This is a genomic window from Ensifer adhaerens (assembly GCF_001270265.1).
Classification (GTDB): Bacteria; Pseudomonadota; Alphaproteobacteria; order Rhizobiales; family Rhizobiaceae; genus Ensifer; species Ensifer adhaerens_B.
The window spans coordinates 317,107-333,877 of the sequence record NZ_LGAP01000001.1; the positions used below are offsets into that span (position 1 = coordinate 317,107).

At 62.6% G+C, this 16,771-nt stretch carries 16 protein-coding genes; 4 read left to right on the forward strand and 12 right to left on the reverse strand.

Annotated features, from left to right (window positions below; all coding sequences use genetic code 11):
* Window positions 1-50 precede the first annotated feature (50 nt).
* From rpmG to AC244_RS01510, 10 genes are all read right to left on the reverse strand, one after another.
* Window positions 51-218 carry a 50S ribosomal protein L33 gene (gene rpmG, locus AC244_RS01465; RefSeq protein WP_003547442.1) on the reverse strand — a complete coding sequence of 56 codons (168 nt, stop codon included), beginning with the start codon at window positions 216-218 and terminating at the stop codon, window positions 51-53.
* Between the two features lie 93 nt (window positions 219-311).
* Window positions 312-1,496 (reverse strand): MFS transporter, encoded by a 1,185-nt coding sequence (locus tag AC244_RS01470; RefSeq protein ID WP_053247065.1) that lies wholly within the window; start codon window positions 1,494-1,496, stop codon window positions 312-314.
* Window positions 1,497-1,509: 13 nt separating this feature from the next.
* A complete protein-coding gene (locus AC244_RS01475) occupies window positions 1,510-2,211 on the reverse strand; it encodes an NUDIX hydrolase (RefSeq protein WP_082366725.1) in 702 nt (233 codons plus the stop codon).
* Window positions 2,211-2,672, reverse strand: coding sequence for a DUF983 domain-containing protein (locus tag AC244_RS01480; RefSeq protein ID WP_152975809.1), 462 nt, complete (start codon window positions 2,670-2,672; stop codon window positions 2,211-2,213). The genes AC244_RS01475 and AC244_RS01480 overlap by 1 nt, the downstream gene beginning before the upstream one ends.
* Window positions 2,673-2,709: 37 nt before the next feature.
* On the reverse strand, window positions 2,710-5,079 hold the full coding sequence (gene rnr / locus AC244_RS01485) for a ribonuclease R (protein WP_053247068.1): 2,370 nt from the start codon (window positions 5,077-5,079) through the stop codon (window positions 2,710-2,712).
* Window positions 5,080-5,081: 2 nt separating this feature from the next.
* The gene (gene topA, locus AC244_RS01490; RefSeq protein WP_053247069.1) at window positions 5,082-7,754 is read right to left on the reverse strand and encodes a type I DNA topoisomerase; all 2,673 of its coding nucleotides are present in this window, start codon (window positions 7,752-7,754) and stop codon (window positions 5,082-5,084) included.
* A gap of 266 nt (window positions 7,755-8,020) precedes the next feature.
* Window positions 8,021-9,172, reverse strand: coding sequence for a DNA-processing protein DprA (dprA, locus tag AC244_RS01495; RefSeq protein ID WP_053247070.1), 1,152 nt, complete (start codon window positions 9,170-9,172; stop codon window positions 8,021-8,023).
* Entirely contained in the window at window positions 9,172-9,783 is a 612-nt protein-coding gene (gene plsY, locus AC244_RS01500) for a glycerol-3-phosphate 1-O-acyltransferase PlsY (protein WP_053247071.1), read from the reverse strand. The genes dprA and plsY overlap by 1 nt, the downstream gene beginning before the upstream one ends.
* A gap of 27 nt (window positions 9,784-9,810) precedes the next feature.
* Window positions 9,811-11,103, reverse strand: coding sequence for a dihydroorotase (locus tag AC244_RS01505; RefSeq protein ID WP_053247072.1), 1,293 nt, complete (start codon window positions 11,101-11,103; stop codon window positions 9,811-9,813).
* Window positions 11,100-12,041: an aspartate carbamoyltransferase catalytic subunit gene (locus tag AC244_RS01510; RefSeq protein WP_053247073.1), complete on the reverse strand. Its 942-nt coding sequence runs from the start codon at window positions 12,039-12,041 to the stop codon at window positions 11,100-11,102. Before AC244_RS01510 ends, AC244_RS01505 begins: the two co-directional genes overlap by 4 nt.
* A gap of 157 nt (window positions 12,042-12,198) precedes the next feature.
* Between AC244_RS01510 and AC244_RS01515 the strand changes: the two genes are divergently transcribed.
* Window positions 12,199-13,851 (forward strand): acyl-CoA dehydrogenase family protein, encoded by a 1,653-nt coding sequence (locus tag AC244_RS01515; RefSeq protein WP_053247074.1) that lies wholly within the window; start codon window positions 12,199-12,201, stop codon window positions 13,849-13,851.
* Here the strand turns inward: AC244_RS01515 and AC244_RS01520 are convergent.
* Window positions 13,833-14,768, reverse strand: a complete 936-nt coding sequence (locus tag AC244_RS01520) for an AEC family transporter (RefSeq protein ID WP_053247075.1) — start codon at window positions 14,766-14,768, stop codon at window positions 13,833-13,835. The two genes, AC244_RS01515 and AC244_RS01520, sit on opposite strands and share 19 nt — an antisense overlap.
* Window positions 14,769-15,039: 271 nt before the next feature.
* On the opposite strand from AC244_RS01520, the gene AC244_RS37380 reads away from it, so the two are divergent.
* Together AC244_RS37380 and AC244_RS01530 are read left to right on the forward strand one after the other, a co-directional pair.
* The gene (locus AC244_RS37380) at window positions 15,040-15,195 is read left to right on the forward strand and encodes a hypothetical protein (protein ID WP_202596043.1); all 156 of its coding nucleotides are present in this window, start codon (window positions 15,040-15,042) and stop codon (window positions 15,193-15,195) included.
* Window positions 15,192-15,536 (forward strand): DUF6105 family protein, encoded by a 345-nt coding sequence (locus AC244_RS01530; protein ID WP_053247077.1) that lies wholly within the window; start codon window positions 15,192-15,194, stop codon window positions 15,534-15,536. Before AC244_RS37380 ends, AC244_RS01530 begins: the two co-directional genes overlap by 4 nt.
* Here AC244_RS01530 and ruvX read toward each other — a convergent pair.
* Complete coding sequence (ruvX, locus tag AC244_RS01535) at window positions 15,479-15,967, reverse strand: Holliday junction resolvase RuvX (protein ID WP_053247078.1); 489 nt, start codon at window positions 15,965-15,967, stop codon at window positions 15,479-15,481. The two genes, AC244_RS01530 and ruvX, sit on opposite strands and share 58 nt — an antisense overlap.
* A gap of 82 nt (window positions 15,968-16,049) precedes the next feature.
* Between ruvX and AC244_RS01540 the strand changes: the two genes are divergently transcribed.
* Window positions 16,050-16,754: a metal-dependent hydrolase gene (locus AC244_RS01540; protein ID WP_053247079.1), complete on the forward strand. Its 705-nt coding sequence runs from the start codon at window positions 16,050-16,052 to the stop codon at window positions 16,752-16,754.
* The last annotated feature ends 17 nt before the right edge of the window (window positions 16,755-16,771 follow it).

Consider the following 16,771-nt stretch of genomic DNA (forward strand, 5'->3'; position numbering starts at 1 on the left):
GGCGCCAAACCTTGCGGTTGGCGCCCCCTGATCCCACGAAACGTCAGATCTTACTTGATCTTGGTTTCCTTGAATTCGACGTGCTTCTTGGCGACCGGGTCATACTTGGTCTTGGTCATCTTGTCCGTCATCGTACGGCTGTTCTTGGTCGTGACGTAGAAGAAACCCGTGTCGGCTGTCGACAGCAACTTGATCTTGATGGTGGTGGCTTTTGCCATGGTCGTCCTGCCTTTATGAAATTGAAAGCCGTGGACAACCGGTTGCGGGCCACGGGCAAGGTTGGCGCGAAACTACAAATCGCGGCCGAAAAGTCAAGGCCGTTTTGGATTCAAAACGATCCTTACAACCGAAAGCGCGACGTAGAGACCGAAAAACCCGGCAATCGCCCAGGCAAAACCGTTGTTGCCAGCCACATCCATCGACGCACCGATGACCTGTGGTCCGGCAACGGTGCCGACCGCATAGGAGAAGACGAACGCGGCATTGGCAGCAGCTAGGTCGGCGCCTTGCAGTCGCGAGCCGAGATGGCTGAGGCCGACCGTATAGAGGCCGGAGACGCAGCCGCCCCAGAACAATAACACGACCGCCATCAGGAACCAGCTTTCCGCCAGCATCGGCAGACAGAGGGCTCCGATAAGGCCGATGACGGTCATGGCGGACAGCAATGTGCGCTTGTCCTTGACGCGGTCGGATAGCATGCCGAGCGGGATCTGGAAGATGAAGTTGCCGATGCCCATCACCGTAAGCAGCAGCGCCGCCTGTGATTCGGTGAACCCCGATCGTGTCCCGTAGATCGGAAAGAGCGACAACCCGCCCGATTCGACCGCGCCGAAGATGAAGACCGCGGCCGTGGCGGTCGGGACCAGGAAGATATAGCGCATGAAATGGCGATCGGGCTTTTCGTCGATTACCGGGCTTTCGTCGCGCGCGATGAAGATCGGCACGGCGGCCAGCAGAATGACACCCGCGCCGACCACGAACGGCAGGACGCCCTCGCTGCCGAGGATGGAAAACAACAGCGGGCCGGTCAGGAAGCCCAGGGATAGAACGGTGCCATAGATGCCGAGCACGAAGCCGCGTCTCGCCGGTGGGGCGGTGGCGTTGATCCAGAACTCCGAAAGGATGAAGAGCACGGTTATGGCGCCGTGGAAGACGACACGCAGCGGAAACCAGAGCCAGAAGTTGGTGATGTAGTAGAAGCCGAAGGAACTGATCGCTGCCAGCAGGACGGCCCAGAGCATGGTCGGTGCAACGCCGTGACGATGGGCGAATTTGGTCGTGAAAGACGCCGCGACCATGGAGGCAAGGCCGGCCATGGCCGAGTTGAGGCCGATCAGCGTCGACGAGATGCCGCGCTTTTCCATGATGATCGAAAGCAGCGGCAGGCCAAGGCCGATCGCGATGCCGACGGCGCTGATGGCGGAGACCGCCGCGATCAGCGATGGCCAGTGAATTTCCTCAACCGGTGCGGGGCACCCGGGCGTCGGCTGTGACATGCGACTGTGGTCCTTAGAGAAGCGTGCGGATGAGCCGCCCACGGCGCGTGAAATAGAAAGGCACGGAGCGCTCGTAAGGGAGCGATGGGTCCGCGTTAAGGCCGCTTCTCAGATCCGAAAGGATGATGGCGGTTATCTCCGGTATCCGGAGCGAGGGGAGGTCGTTGACATCGATCCACTGCAAATCCTGGAGCTCCCGGCTTTCCAGAACCCGCGATGTATCGACTTCGGCTTCGTCCGCGAAGATCGCGAAGAAGCGCGTATCGAACCGCCTCGAGTGTCCCGGAGGAGTAATGGCCCGAGCCATATAGCGCAAGTTTGCGAGATCTGGAAGAAAGGGCAGCGGCGCTTCCGCCTCGGCGTGGGGCGTGCCCAGCGGAACGCCCGCTTCTTCATAGAGCTCCCTCAGTGCCGCCAGGGCCAGCGCCCTGGCGCGAGCATCGCTGACCGGCTGGCCCTCGACGATCTTCAGCGCCTGGAGAACGGCAGGGTTGAGGTCGCTGGAGAAGGCAAGGCGATGGTCCGTCGGATCTCGGCGCCCACCGGGAAAGACATAGAGATCGGGCATGAAGACATGTGCACTGCTGCGCCGGCCCATCAGCACGCGCACGTGGCCGCCCGAACGGTCAAGCAGCATGACCGACGCTGCGTCACGCGGTCTTGCGCGCCCCAGGGGGGTGCCCGAGGCCCGGGCGACGCTCTCGCGCCCTGACATCATGCGGAGGGGTCTCGCGCAGGCAGAACGTCCTCGGGCGTGTCCTCATGGCCGCCGAAGCCGTGCATCTTCAGCGCCCATTGCAGGCCGATGACCGCGCCCTTGATTGGCTGCAGCAGCGCAAGCGAGCTCACCAACGTGATTGGCGTCCAGATGGCGAGGTGCTGCCAGGTCGTCAAGGGCAGGATCATATCGGTCATCATGTAGCCGCCGAGCACCAGGTGGCCGACGATGGTGACGACGATATAGGGCGGGAAGTCATCGGCACGCTGATGGTCCATGCGCTCGCCGCACGCCGCACAGGCATCGACAGATTTGACGTAGCTGCGGAACAGCTTGCCGCTGCCGCAGGCCGGACAGGTGCCGAGAAAGCCGCGGCGCATGGATCGACCGACCGGACGTTCGTCGGCGGCATGACCACCGAGGTGAAGCGTTTCCTTGTCCGTTGCCGTCATGTGCATTCTCTCCTTGTCGAAGCCGCCGGCCGCTGCTTGTGGCCTAGCGCTTTCCGCGCGGCGGTCGTGTTCCCGGCTTCTTGCGCGGGCCCGAGCGATCACGACGCCCCGACTTGTGGAAGGAGCGCGTGGCGGTCGGCATCTTACGCCCTTCGCTGATCATCTCGAAGCGAAGCGCGCCGGCAAGCGGCACGGCTTCGACCAATTTGACCTGCACCGAATCGCCGAGACGAAAGCCAAGGCCGGTCTTTTCGCCGGAAAGGGCCTGATGCGCTTCATCATAGATGAAGTAGTCTCGTCCGAGCGTAGATATAGGCACGAAGCCGTTGGCGCCATAGGCCGGCAGGGTGACAAAAAGTCCCGCCTTGGTGACGCCGGCAACGCGGCCTTCGAATTCTTCGCCGATGCGGCCGTTCAGGTGATGGGCGATCAGTCGGTCGACGGTGTCGCGCTCGGCGGCCATCGCCCGGCGCTCGAAGGTCGAGATTTCCGCGGCGATATCGTCGAGCACGCCCTCTTCCGGCGGCGTGAGCCCGCCTTCGCCAAGCCCCAGCGAACCGACCAGCGCCCGGTGGACGATCAAGTCGGCGTAACGCCGGATCGGCGAGGTGAAGTGCGCATATTTCAAGAGGTTCAGACCAAAATGGCCGATGTTCTCGGGGCTATAGATTGCCTGGCTCTGGGAGCGCAACACCATCTCGTTGACCATTGTTTCGAAGGGCTTGCCTTCGGCCTTGGCCAGGACGCCGTTGAAGTGGTTCGAGCGCATGTTGCCGCCCTTGACGAGCGCGATGTCGAGCGTGGCGAGGAACTCGCGCAGGCTCTCCTGCTTGGCCAGCGACGGCTGGTCGTGCACGCGGTAGATCAGCACTTGGCGTTTCTGCTCGAGCGTCTCTGCGGCAGCGACGTTCGCCTGGATCATCATCTCTTCGATCAGCTTGTGGGCGTCGAGGCGGTCCGGCACGAAAACGCGATCGACGGTGCCATCGGACTTCAGGATGATCTTGCGCTCGGGCATGTTCAGCTCGAGCGGCTGGCGGCGGTCTCGACCGCGCGTCAAGATGCGATAGGCCTCCCAGAGCGGCTTCAGGATCGTGTCGAGGATCGGGCCGGTCTTGTCATCGGGATTGCCGTCGATGGCGGCCTGAGCCTGCTGGTAGGAAAGCTTGGCCGCGCTCTTCATCATGATGCGATGGAAGGTGTGGCCCGCCTTGCGGCCCTCCTTGGAGAAACGCATGCGCACGGCGAGCGCCGGCCGATCGACGCCTTCCTTGAGAGAGCAGAGGTCGTTGGAAATCCGCTCCGGCAGCATCGGCACGACGCGATCCGGGAAATAGACCGAGTTGCCGCGCTTCAACGCTTCCAGGTCGAGTGCCGATTTCGGCCGGACATACCAGGAGACGTCGGCGATTGCGACGGTGACGATGACGCCGCCGGGGTTGTCTTCCGATGGGTCCGGCTCCGCGTGGACCGCGTCGTCGTGGTCCTTCGCATCGGCCGGATCGATGGTGATCAGCGGCAGCGAGCGCCAGTCTTCCCTATGCGCCATGGTAGCCGGGCCGGCGTCTTGCGCTTCCTTCAGCACGGGTTCCGGAAAGACGTGCGGTATGCCGTGGGCATAGATGGCGATCATCGAGATCGCCTTTTCCGAGGCGACCGAACCGACGACGTTTTGAACCTGAGCGCGCGGCAGGCCGTAGCGGCCAAGGCGCGTGAGCTGGACCTCGATGAGATCGCCATCCTTGGCGTCGCCGACGAAGTCCGGATCGACCAGAATTTCCTCGCCGCGCTTTTCGATCGGCATCAGGCGCCCGCCGCCGCCCGGCGTGGCGCGGAAGACGCCGAGGACGGCGTCCCTGCGCTTGTCGAGCACCTTGATGATGCGTGCGGTATAGGCCGGACCGCCACGGTCCTTGGCCGGGAAGATCTTGGCAAGCACACGGTCGCCGAGGCCGGCGACCGGCGTCTTGCCTTTGTCCTTGCCGACAGACGACTGCTTGATCAGCACCGCTGGTGCGACGCCGTCATCGTCCAGCCACTCGGCCGGGCGGCCGATCAGTTCGCCATCGACATCGCGCACGGTGATATCGAGCACGGTAACCGGGGGAAGGGCGCCCGGACGCACGAGCGACTTGCGCTTCTTCTCGACCAGACCGTCTGCTTCCAGCGAACGCAGCAAGGCTTTGAGCTCGACGCGCGTATCGCCCTTGAGGCCGAAGGCCTTGACAATTTCACGCTTGGAGGCGCGGTCCGGGTTCTCGGCGATGAAGCGCATCAGCACGTCGCGCGGGGGAACCGCACCGTGGATGATCGAGGTTTTCTCCGGTGCCGGCGCGGCCCTTGCCGCGCGGCCCTCTTTCCTGCCGGAACCTTTTCCGGATCGTTCGGTCGGGTCGCGCGGTATTCTGGTCAAGGTCAGTCCTTCTTGGCCTTCGCGGCCGTCTTTGGTTTTGTCTTGGCGGGCGCCTTTGCCTTTGTCGTCGTCTTGGCCTTGGCTGCACCGTCAGCCGCCGCCTTGGACGACTTCGTCACCTTTGCCTTCGTCGCCTTGCCCTTGCCCGTGCCGCTCTTGGCGGCGCGCTCGGCAACGAGTGCGAGCGCCTCTTCGACTGTGACGGACTGCGGATCCTTGCCCTGCGGCAAGGTCGCGTTGACCTTACCCCAGTTGACATAGGGGCCGTAACGTCCGTCGCGAACGGTAATTGCGCCACCTTCGGGGTGATCGCCCAGCTCCTTCAGCGCAACCGCCGCGGTGCGGCCGCGGCCGGCACCGGCCTTGGATTGCTTGTCGGCGATCACCGAAACGGCACGGTTCAGGCCGATCGAGAAGACGTCCTCGATCGATTCGAGGTTCGCATAGGTGCCGTCATGCAGCACGAAGGGGCCGTAGCGGCCAAGACCGGACGAGATCATCTTGCCTGATTCGGGATGCGCGCCGATATCGCGCGGCAGCGAGAGCAGGGCGACAGCCTTCTCGTGGTCGATCGACGATGGCGTCCAGCCCTTGGGCAGGCTCGAGCGCTTGGCTTCCTTGCCGTCGCCACGCTGGACATAGGGGCCGAAGCGGCCGCTGCGCAGCGTGATTTCCTCGCCGGTATGCGGATCCTTGCCGAGTGCCTGCGGCTCGTTCGAGACCGAAGCTTCGGCGTCGCCGTTGCCGTCAGAGGAAAGCTGGCGGGTGAAGTTGCATTCGGGGTAGTTCGAGCAGCCGACAAAGGCGCCGTACTTGCCGAGTTTCAGCGACAGCTTGCCGGTGCCGCAGACCTGGCAGATGCGTGGATCGCCACCGTCTTCGCGCTTGGGGAAGACCAGCGGTGCCAGTTCCTCGTTCAGGGCGTCGAGCACGTTGGTAACGCGCAGTTCCTTGGTTTCCTCGATCTGCGCAAAGAAATCCTTCCAGAAGTCGCGAAGAACGTCCTTCCAGTTGACCTCGCCCGCCGAGACCTGGTCGAGCTTTTCTTCGAGCGATGCCGTGAAGTCGTAGCCGACATAGCGTGTGAAGAAGCTTTCCAGAAACGCCGTGACGAGCCGCCCCTTGGCTTGGGGCACGAGCTTGCGCTTGTCGTTGGTGATGTAGTCGCGATCGAGAAGGGTCGTCACCGTCGCGGCATAGGTGGAAGGACGGCCGATGCCGAGCTCTTCCATCTTCTTGATCAATGTTGCTTCCGAGTAGCGTGGCGGCGGCTCGGTGAAATGCTGCGAGGCATTGATCTTCTGCTTTGCCAGGCTTTCGCGCGCATTGATCTCCGGCAGGCGACCATCTTCGTCGTCGTCGGCCTGCTCGCCGTCTTCCTTGGCGTCGGTATAGGCTGCAATGAAGCCGTCGAAGCGAATGACGGAACCGGTGGCACGCAGGCCGGCCTTGTTGCCAGCGTTGTCGGCGGTAATCTCGGCAGTCGTGCGTTCGATCTCGGCGGAAGCCATCTGGCTGGCGATGCCGCGCTTCCAGACGAGATCGTAAAGCTTCAGCATGTCGCCGTCGAGGAAGCGGCGGACCTGATCCGGCGTGCGGTTGAAGTCGGTCGGGCGAATGGCCTCGTGCGCTTCCTGGGCGTTTTTCGCCTTGGTGGAGTAGAAGCGTGGCTTTTCCGGCAAATAGCGGGCGCCGAACTGGCTGCCGATCGCTTCACGCGCGGCCTCGATCGATTCTGGCGCCATCTGCACGCCGTCGGTACGCATATAGGTGATGAGACCGACGGTTTCGCCGCCGATGTCCACACCTTCATAAAGCTTCTGGGCGACCTGCATGGTGCGCGATGCGGAGAAGCCGAGCTTCGACGAGGCGGCCTGCTGCAGGGTCGATGTCGTGAACGGCGGCGAGGGGTTCCGCTTGACCGGCTTGGCTTCGATGCTGTCGACGACATAGGTCGCACCGTCGAGCAGGGTCTTCAGCCGGTTGGCTTCTTCGCCGTTGCCGACGGCGCGCGGTGCCAGCCGCTTTCCGTCGGCCGAAACGAGCCGTGCCTCGAATTCATCGCCGCGCGGCGTCTTCAGAAGCGCCGACAGGTTCCAGTATTCTTCCGAAATGAAGCGCTCGATTTCCGCTTCACGATCGCAAACCAGCCGCAGCGTGACCGACTGGACGCGGCCGGCAGAGCGGGCGCCGGGCAGCTTGCGCCAAAGCACCGGCGACAGGTTGAAGCCAACGAGGTAGTCGAGCGCGCGGCGGGCCAGGTAGGCGTCGACCAGGGGAATGTCGAGGTCGCGCGGATGGGCGATAGCGTCAAGCACGGCCTTCTTGGTGATGGCATTGAAGGCGACGCGTTTGACGGGCTTGTCGCCCAGCACCTTCTTCTTCCGGAGAAGATCGAGCACGTGCCAGGAAATCGCTTCGCCTTCGCGATCCGGGTCGGTCGCGAGGATGAGGCCGTCCGATGCCTTCACGGCATCGGCAATATCCTTCATGCGTTTGGCCGACGCGGCGTCGACCTCCCAGGACATCTCAAAATCTTCGTCAGGACGGACCGAGCCGTCCTTGGCAGGCAGATCCCGCACATGGCCGAACGATGCAAGAACCTTGTAGCCGGGGCCGAGGTACTTGTTGATCGTCTTTGCCTTCGAAGGCGATTCCACCACTACAACATTCATCGTCATTTTTCTGAGACAACCGGGTTTGGTCTTGCATCAGCGCTGTTTGCACTGAGCATCGCCGAATATCGATGCCCCGAAATGGACAGGGATTCGAGCGCGGTCAAGGGGTTTCATTCAAAATAACGACAGCGCTGCGTTATGCAGCCATTGCGAGAATAGATAATTATATCTCTTATGGGTTGAGTAAGTCATGTTTTCTTCGTATCTGCGAATGTGCTTTTGTGTCGTCGGTTGCCGACTGGACAGTGCACAAACAAGAAGTTTTATTGGTCCGCATTGAGCGACACCAGTCCGCCGGCATGGCGGCTAAGACGTCCGGCAAGGTCAAGCTCGAGCAGCGCGAGATAGACCTCAGCCGCGGGCAGCCCCGTGTGGCGAATGACATCGTCGACCTCGGCCGGTGTCGGGCCGAGTGCATCGATGATCGCTGCCCGGTCGCCGTCACCGAGCGGCGCCGACTGTCTCGACGGGGTTTCAAAGCCCGGCTCCTCGGCTCCTGCCGACAAGGGCAGCTTGTATTGGCTGAGAGGCGCAAGCTCGTCGATTACATCGTCCGATGTCGTCGTGACGATGGCGCCCTGTTTGAGCAGGTCGTTGGTTCCGTGACAGCGCGGATCGAGTGGAGAGCCGGGAACGGCAAACACCAGGCGGCCGAAATCGGCGGCATAACGGGCAGTGATCAGGGAGCCCGACCGGTTCGCCGCCTCGACGATCGTGACGCCGAGACTGATACCGGCAATCAGTCGGTTGCGCCTGGGAAAATCGCGAGCGCGCGGCTCCCAGCCGAACGGCATCTCGCTGACCGCCAGGCCTTGGCCCGCCATGATGTCGTTGAGCAGTCCGACATTCTCCGGCGGATATGGCCGGTCGATACCGCCTGCAAGCACCGCGATTGTTCCGCTCTCCAGGCTTGCCCGGTGGGCGGCGGTGTCGATGCCGCGCGCAAGTCCTGAAGTGATCACATAGCCGGCTCGCCCGGCATCGCGCGCGATCATCGCAGCGAATTTGGCGCCGCTGACCGAGGCGTTGCGCGAGCCGACGATACCGAGAGACGATCGCGTCGCGGCGTTGAGGTTGCCCTTGACGGCGAGAAGCGGAGGGGCGCCATCGATCTGGCGAAGGGCGAAGGGGTAGTTCGGTTCGCCGACGCCGACGAAGGTCGCGCCGAAACGATGAGCGATTTCGAGTTCGCGCTCTGCTTCCGCCACCGTGGCGACGCGGGACGTCCGCGCTCCGGCGCCGCGCCGGGATAGTTCGGGCAAGGCGTCAAGCGCAGCTTCGGCGGTGCCGAAGTGATTGATGAGATCGCGGAATGTCGCGGGGCCGACATTGTCGCTGCGGATCAGTCGCAGCCAGGAAATCTTCTGTCGTTCGGTCAGCGCAACTCCGGTTCGTCGGGCACTGACGTCCAACATTATCCCTTTTCTCCGATCTTGCTTTCGGTGCCTGCAAGCAGCCGCTGGATGTTGGCGCGATGTTTCACCCACGTGATCAGGGTCATGACCGCAAACAGCAGGGCGACTTTCTCCTGTCCCGTGACGTAGAGTACAACCGGAATGACTACGGTTGCAACCAGTGCCGACAGGGAGGAGTAACGGCTGATTTTCGCCATAGCCAACCAGACCGCGATGAAGACAAGAACCATCAGCGGCGCGAGGCCGAGCAGCACACCGATATAGGTGGCGACGCCCTTGCCGCCCTTGAAGCCGAGCCAGACGGGGAAGAGGTGGCCGAGGAAGGCGGCAAGGCCCGCGGCGATGCCGGCTTCGACGCCCCACAGAGACGCGATCGCGGCAGCGGCCGTGCCTTTCAGGGCATCAAGCAGCAGGGTGGCGGCGGCAAGCTTCTTGTTGCCGGTCCGCAGAACGTTGGTGGCGCCGATATTGCCTGAACCGATCTTGCGAACGTCACCGAGCCCGGCCATGCGCGTCAGGATCAGCCCGAAGGGGATCGAGCCGAGCAGGTAGCCGAAAGCAAGGCTCAAGACCGTTAAGGGCAGTCCGAGCTGCCAGGAAAAAAGATCCACCGATTCCTCCCGCGCGACCGCTGTCGTCTATGCCGAATGCACAAGCTTGCCGGCAACATAGGTTTGCACAACCCGTCCGGTAAAGCGCGCATTTTCGAATGGCGTGTTCTTCGACCGCGAAACGATCGCTTCCTTGTAGAGGACCCAGGGCTCTTCGAGATCGATGACCGTGATGTCGGCCCTTGCCCCCGGCTTCAGGGTGCCGGCGTCAAGCTCGAAGATCGCAGCCGGACGCGTGGACATTGCATCGATGAGGCGCATTAGCGGAACCTGGCCGCTGTTATGCAGGCGCAGCGCTGCGGCAAGCATCGTCTCGAGCCCGATCGCGCCGTTCTCCGCATCGGAGAAGGGCAGGCGCTTGGTGTCGACGTCCTGCGGATCATGCGAGGAAACGATGATGTCGATCCTGCCGTTGGCAAGCGCTTCCGCCATCGCGACGCGGTCGTCCTCGCGGCGCAGCGGCGGCGAGAGCTTGAAGAAGGTCCGGTACTCGCCGATGTCGTTCTCGTTGAGCGTCAGATGATTGATCGAGATGCCGCAGGTGACGTTGGCGCCGCGGTTGCGGGCGGTCAGGACGGCGTCGGCAGATTCGGGCACCGAGATGTTGGCGGCGTGGTAGGCGGCCTTGGTAAGGCCGGCGATACGCAGGTCACGCTCGAGGGGGATGATTTCCGCTTCGCGCGGCACACCGGCCAGGCCGAGCCAGCTTGCAAGCAGCCCTTCGTTCATCACGCCGTTGGCGCCGAGATATTTGTCGCGCGTTTCAAGCGCGATCACCGCGCCGAACTCGCGGGCATAGGTCATGGCGCGGCGCAGCATCAGCGTGTCGTGGATCGCCTTGCGACCGTTGGAAAAGCAGGCGGCGCCCGCCTCTCGCAGCAGGCCGAACTCGGTCATCTCTTCGCCGGCAAGACCCTTGGTCATCGCGGCTGCCGGATAGACATTGACGAGCGCCTTGTCGCGGGCCGTCTTCTGCATGAACTCGACAAGCGCGATGTCGTCGATCACAGGATCCGTGTCCGGCATTGAAATGAAGGAGGTGACGCCGCCGACGGCTGCTGCGCGCGATGCCGATTCGATCGTTTCGCGGTGCTCGGCACCTGGCTCGCCGACAAACACGCGCGCGTCGACGAGGCCCGGGACGGCTGTCAGCCCGTCGCAGTCCTTGACGAAGGCGCCATCCGGCGTGCCCTGATTGAGCGCATCCTTGCCTGCGGCCAGGATACGGCCATCGTCGCCGACGATGATCGTGCCTGTTTCGTCGAGGTTGCGGGACGGATCGACGATGCGAAGGTTTGTAAGAACGAGCGGTCTGGTCATACGCGCGGCCCCTGGTTCTGGGAAAGAAGAAGCGTTTCCATTACCGCCATCCGCACGGCGACACCCATCTCGACCTGCTGCTCGATCACGCTCTGCGGCCCATCGGCGATTTCGGACGCGATCTCGACGCCGCGGTTCATCGGTCCGGGATGCATGACGAGCGCGTCGTCCTTGGCGGCTTTCAGTTTTTCGGCATCGAGGCCGTAGTAGTGGAAGTACTCGCGCACCGACGGCACGAAGGAGCCGGCCATGCGCTCGCGCTGCAGGCGCAGCATCATCACCACGTCAGCACCCTTCAGTCCCTCGGTCATCGAGTGGTAGACCTCGACGCCCATGTCGGCGATCCCGGAGGGCAGCAAGGTCGCTGGTGCTACCACGCGCACCCGTGCGCCCATCTGGTTGAGCAGAAGGATGTTGGAGCGGGCGACACGCGAATGCAGCACGTCGCCGCAGATCGCCACGATGATGCGCGAGAGCTTGCCCTTGATGCGGCGGATCGTCAGCGCGTCGAGCAGGGCCTGGGTCGGGTGTTCGTGCTGGCCGTCGCCGGCATTGACCACCGAGCAGGAAACCTTCTGCGCCAGAAGTGCTGCGGCACCCGCCGAGGAATGGCGCACGACCAGCACGTCGGGGTGCATGGCGTTCAGCGTCATCGCCGTATCGATCAGCGTTTCGCCCTTCTTCACCGACGAGTTGCCGACCGACATGTTCATCACGTCGGCGCCAAGCCGTTTGCCGGCAAGTTCGAAGGAGGATTGCGTCCTCGTGGACGCTTCGAAGAAGAGATTGATCTGCGTCAGCCCTCGAAGGGTGGACGTCTTCTTCTCTCTCTGACGGGAGATCTTGACGGCTTCATCGGCGCGATCGAGCAGGTAGGTGATGTCCTGCTCCGTGAGACCTTTGATGCCGAGCAGGTGGCGATGCGGGAAAATGGTCATGGGCCGCCCTTGCGCTCTGGAATGTGGCTCGCTCTATAAGACTTGACCCCCGGTACGGCAAGCGGTGCGCGAGCCCTTCCGCAGAAAACTTGGCTGCGGCATCCTATCTTTTCCTGGCCCCGTTTCGTGGTCGGCAAACTTGCGCTAGAACCGGCCCATGAATCAGATGAACCGGACCGAACAGAAACTCGCCGAGCTGAACCAGCCCAAGCCCTGGTCCGGCATCAATGCCTATCGTTCCGATCCGCTGATCGTGGACATCACATCGGGCATGGCGAAGGCCCTGCGCGACGAGTTCGATACGCTCGGCCGTTATGTGACCTCGCCGGAGGCGCAGGAACTTGCGCGCATGGCCAACGAAGGCGTGCCGAAGCTGAAGACGCACGGACCGCGCGGCGAGCGCCTCGATGTCGTCGAGTTCCATCCGGCCTGGCATGCCCTGATACGCCGCTCGATGACCTCGGGCCTGCATGCATCCGCCTGGGAAAACCTGCCTGACGAGCGCAACCAGTCGCACAAGACCAGAGCGATCCGTTTCTATCTGACGGCTCAGCTGGAATGCGGCCATCTTTGCCCGCTGACGATGACGAGCGCTTCGCTTGCCGCAATTACCGCGTCGCCCGCCGTACAGAAGGAATGGGCGCCGAAGATCCTGTCGCGCAAATATGATTCGTCGAACAAGCCGTGGATGCAGAAGTCTGCGGTCACCGTCGGCATGGGCATGACGGAAAAGCAGGGCGGTACCGATGTGCGCGCCAACACCTCGACCGCCGAGCGGGTGGGCGAAGGTATCTACCGTCTGAACGGCCACAAGTGGTTCATGTCGGCGCCGATGAGCGACGCTTTCGTGATGCTGGCGCAGACCCGCGACGGGCTCGGCTGCTTCCTCGTGCCGCGGCTTCTGGAAGACGGTGCCGCCAACGGCCTGCGCTTCCAGCGTCTGAAGGACAAACTCGGCAACCGCTCCAACGCATCCTCCGAGGTGGAGTTTTCCGACACGTTCGGTTTCGTGCTCGGCGCGCCCGATGCCGGTATCCGCACCATTCTCGACATGGTGACGCTGACGCGTCTCGATTGCGCGCTGGCGTCCGCCGGCATCATGCGGGCGTCGCTCGCCGAGGCCGTCCACCACACGCGTGGCCGCAAGGTCTTCGGCAAGCCGCTCGTCGGCCAGCCTATGATGACCCGCGTTCTCGCCGACATGGCGCTCGATGTCGCTGCCGCCAGTGCCTTGTCGTTCCGCCTCGCCGATGCCTTCGACAAGGCCCACGGCAGTGCCGACGAGGCCGCCTATGCGCGCATCATGACGCCGGTTGCGAAATACTGGTGCTGCAAGATCGCCCCGGCACTGATTTACGAGGCAATGGAATGCCTCGGCGGCAACGGCTATGTCGAAGAGCGGGCGCTGGCGCGGCACTATCGCGAGGCGCCGGTCAATGCCATCTGGGAAGGCTCCGGCAACGTCATGGCGCTGGATGTCCTGCGTGTGCTGCTCAAGCGCAAGGATCTTTTCGAACAGCTGTTTGCCGTCCTCAGCCGCGATCTCGGGCCTGCCGGACGCAAGACGATCGACGTGCTGCGCGCGGCGATGTCACTTTGCGAGCGCGACGAGGGCGCCGCCCGCATGCTCGTCGAGCAATTGGCGCTGGCCGCCGCTGCAGCCGAACTCTATCGCCTTGGCGCCGGCCGTATCGCCGATGCCTTCCTCGAATCGCGCCTTGCCGCCGGATGGCGGTCGACCTACGGCATGCTCGATTCGCGCTTCGACTCCGCTTACATCCTTGATCTGCTCTATCCGGCCGCCACGTAGGCGGTCACGGATAGCACGAGCGGTATCGTGAAGAAGGAGACGACGGTCTGGACCGTCGCCACCGCCGCATAAAGCTCGGCGTCGCCTCCCATCTGTTTGGCCAGGAGATAACCGTTCATCGCGGTCGGAACAGCAGCGCCAAGTGCAATGACGCACAGCGCGTCGCCGCGGATGCCGAGCAGGAAGCTGGCGCCCACCATGAACACCGGCATGACGATCAGCTTCAGGAAGACGGCCAGCATTGCCGACCCGCTCGGCTTCAACGCGTCGGACACCCGCAATCCGGCGCCGACCATCACCAGCCCGAGGCTGAGCGAGGCGCTTGCCAGCATGTCGATGGTCGTCATCACCGGCCCGTAGACGGTTATGCCCGCCAGGTTGAACAGAATGCCCAGCACCGATGCGACGATTAACGGATTGGTGACGATCTTGGCAAAGAAACGCCGGAAATCCCGGTTGCCGCCGCCGAACCAAACCAGCACGCCGACGTTGTAGAGATTGATCGGGATGATCACGAGCGTCATCACCAGTGCCGTCAGCGTCAGTCCGATCGGTCCGTAGAGCTTTTGGGCGATCGCCAGCGCCATGAACCCGTTCCACCGTGTCGCCGTCTGGAAGACGGAAGTGAAGGAGGCGCCCGAAACCTCTCTGTTGCGAAACAGCGGCCAGAGGAAGAGGACGAAGATCGACATCAGGCTGACACTGCCGATCGTGGCGATCGCCGTGGCGTCCGCCTTCATGCCGGAAAAATCGGCCTGGACCAGCGTCGAAAACAACAGGGCGGGGAAGAGGATGTAATAGCCGAACTGTTCGAGGCCCAACCAGAGATTCTGATCGACCAGCGTTGTGCGTTTCAGCCATGCGCCGAGCAGCACCAAAAGGAAGATGGGAAGGATACTTTCAAAGACGATGATCATGGCGGGGCCTGCGCGGGAAGAGGGCCCACCGTTACTGCATAATCCGTCAAACCGGAATCGATTTAAGACGAAATCATGCCGCGAGTTTCAAGCTTTGCGGCGTCCTTCGCCCATCAGGTTTGACGGGCGCGCATTAGAGGGAGGCCGCGTCGACCGCAGCCGGGCAGGAGCCTGTGAAAATTAACCTTAACAAATGGTTTACATTGCGCGATCGCCGGCGAGTGTGGACAGTGGCTGGGTAACGCAAAGAAATCCGGAACGGAGCGGTTCGGTGAGAACTGGTCTTATGATCATCATGATGATGTTTTTCGCCGGACTGGCGCTCGATATCGTGGTCCCCGCGATCGTGCTGCTTGCCTTGATATTGGCAGATCGCGCGATCTATCCATTGTTCTATCGACGCATATCGGAAAGGGGGGCCGCATGAAGTGGTTTCTGATCCTGTGGGCATGCCCCGTCATGCTTTTGGCCGGCTGGTACGGCCTTTCCTATTACGACATGAGCTTCGGCTTCTTCATGCTGACGCGCGAGACCCATGACCTGGTCTTCCAGATCTATGGCAACGTGCTCGGCATTCCGCCGGAAAGCATCCCACCGCTCGTCGCGCGCGCCATGATAGTGGACAGCTTCATCGTCCTCGGCATCGTCGCCTTCCGCAAGCGTCGCGAGCTTGCTGCCTGGTATCGCCGCCGTTTCGGCGCAGGCGCCGTTCAGTCGGTTGATGCGCGGTCTCTGCCAAGAGACGCCAGCCTGTCGAGCGCGCCTTGAAGAATGAAGGATGCGGCGGCCGAGTCGATGCGCTCGGCCCGCTTCTTGCGTGACACGTCCATCTCGATCAGCACCCGCTCGGCCGCGACCGTCGAGAGCCGCTCATCCCAGTAAACGAAGGGAAGGGGCGTCTTCTCGACCATGTTTCGCACGAAGGCGCGGGTCGCCTGACACCGCGGTCCTTCGCTGCCGTCCATGTTGACAGGCAGGCCGATGACGAAGGCTGCGACCCTTTCCTTCTCGGCTGCCGCCAGAAGCGCCACCGCATCAATGCCGAACTTGACCCGTCGGATCACCTCGCGCGGTGTCGCGATCCGGCGTCCAAGGTCGGATACCGAGATGCCGATCGTCTTGGTGCCAAGATCGAGGCCGGCGATGGCCTGGTTGGGCTGAAGCTGGCTCGCGAGCTCTTCGATGGTCAGAATTGTCATTTGATTTGCCGATTCGATCTTTGCAGGTGTTCGTTTCGTTCCATATAGCTGCTCCAAAGCACAAATCATCTGGGAGAATGTCATGAAGATCAAATGGCTCGGCCATTCGGCTTTCCACATCGAAACGGCAACGTCGAAGATCCTGATCGATCCCTTCTTTACCGGCAACCCGGCTTTTCCCGGCAGCGAACGCAAGCAGGTGACGGCCGGGCTCACCCACATTCTTCTGACGCACGGTCATGGCGATCACGTCGGCGATACCGTGGCCATCGCCAAGGAAACGGGAGCGGTGGTCGTGGCCAACTTCGATCTCTGCATGTGGCTCGGCCGTCAGGGCGTCTCAGTGATGGAGCCCGGCAATACCGGCGGTACCATTCATCTCTCCGGCTTTTCCGCCACTTTCGTCAACGCGCTGCATTCTTCGGCGCAGATTACCGAAGACGGCGTTTCGCATTCGCTCGGCAATGCCAACGGCCTAGTCCTGCATTTCGAGGACGAGCCGACGCTCTACCATATGGGCGACACGGACATCTTCTCGGACATGGCATTGATCGAAGAGCTGCACCAGCCCGAGATCGGCCTTGTTCCGATCGGCGACCGCTTCACCATGGGCGGCGCCGTGGCCGCGCTCGCCTGCCAGCGCTACTTCAAGTTCTCGACCGCCATTCCCTGCCACTACGGATCCTTCCCGATCATCGACCAGACGCCGGAAAACTTCGTCGTGGGCATGGATAGCGCCTCGACCAAGGTCGCGACACCGGCCGTCGGCGGCGTCATAAGCGTCTGACGCCGAAGACCGTCAGC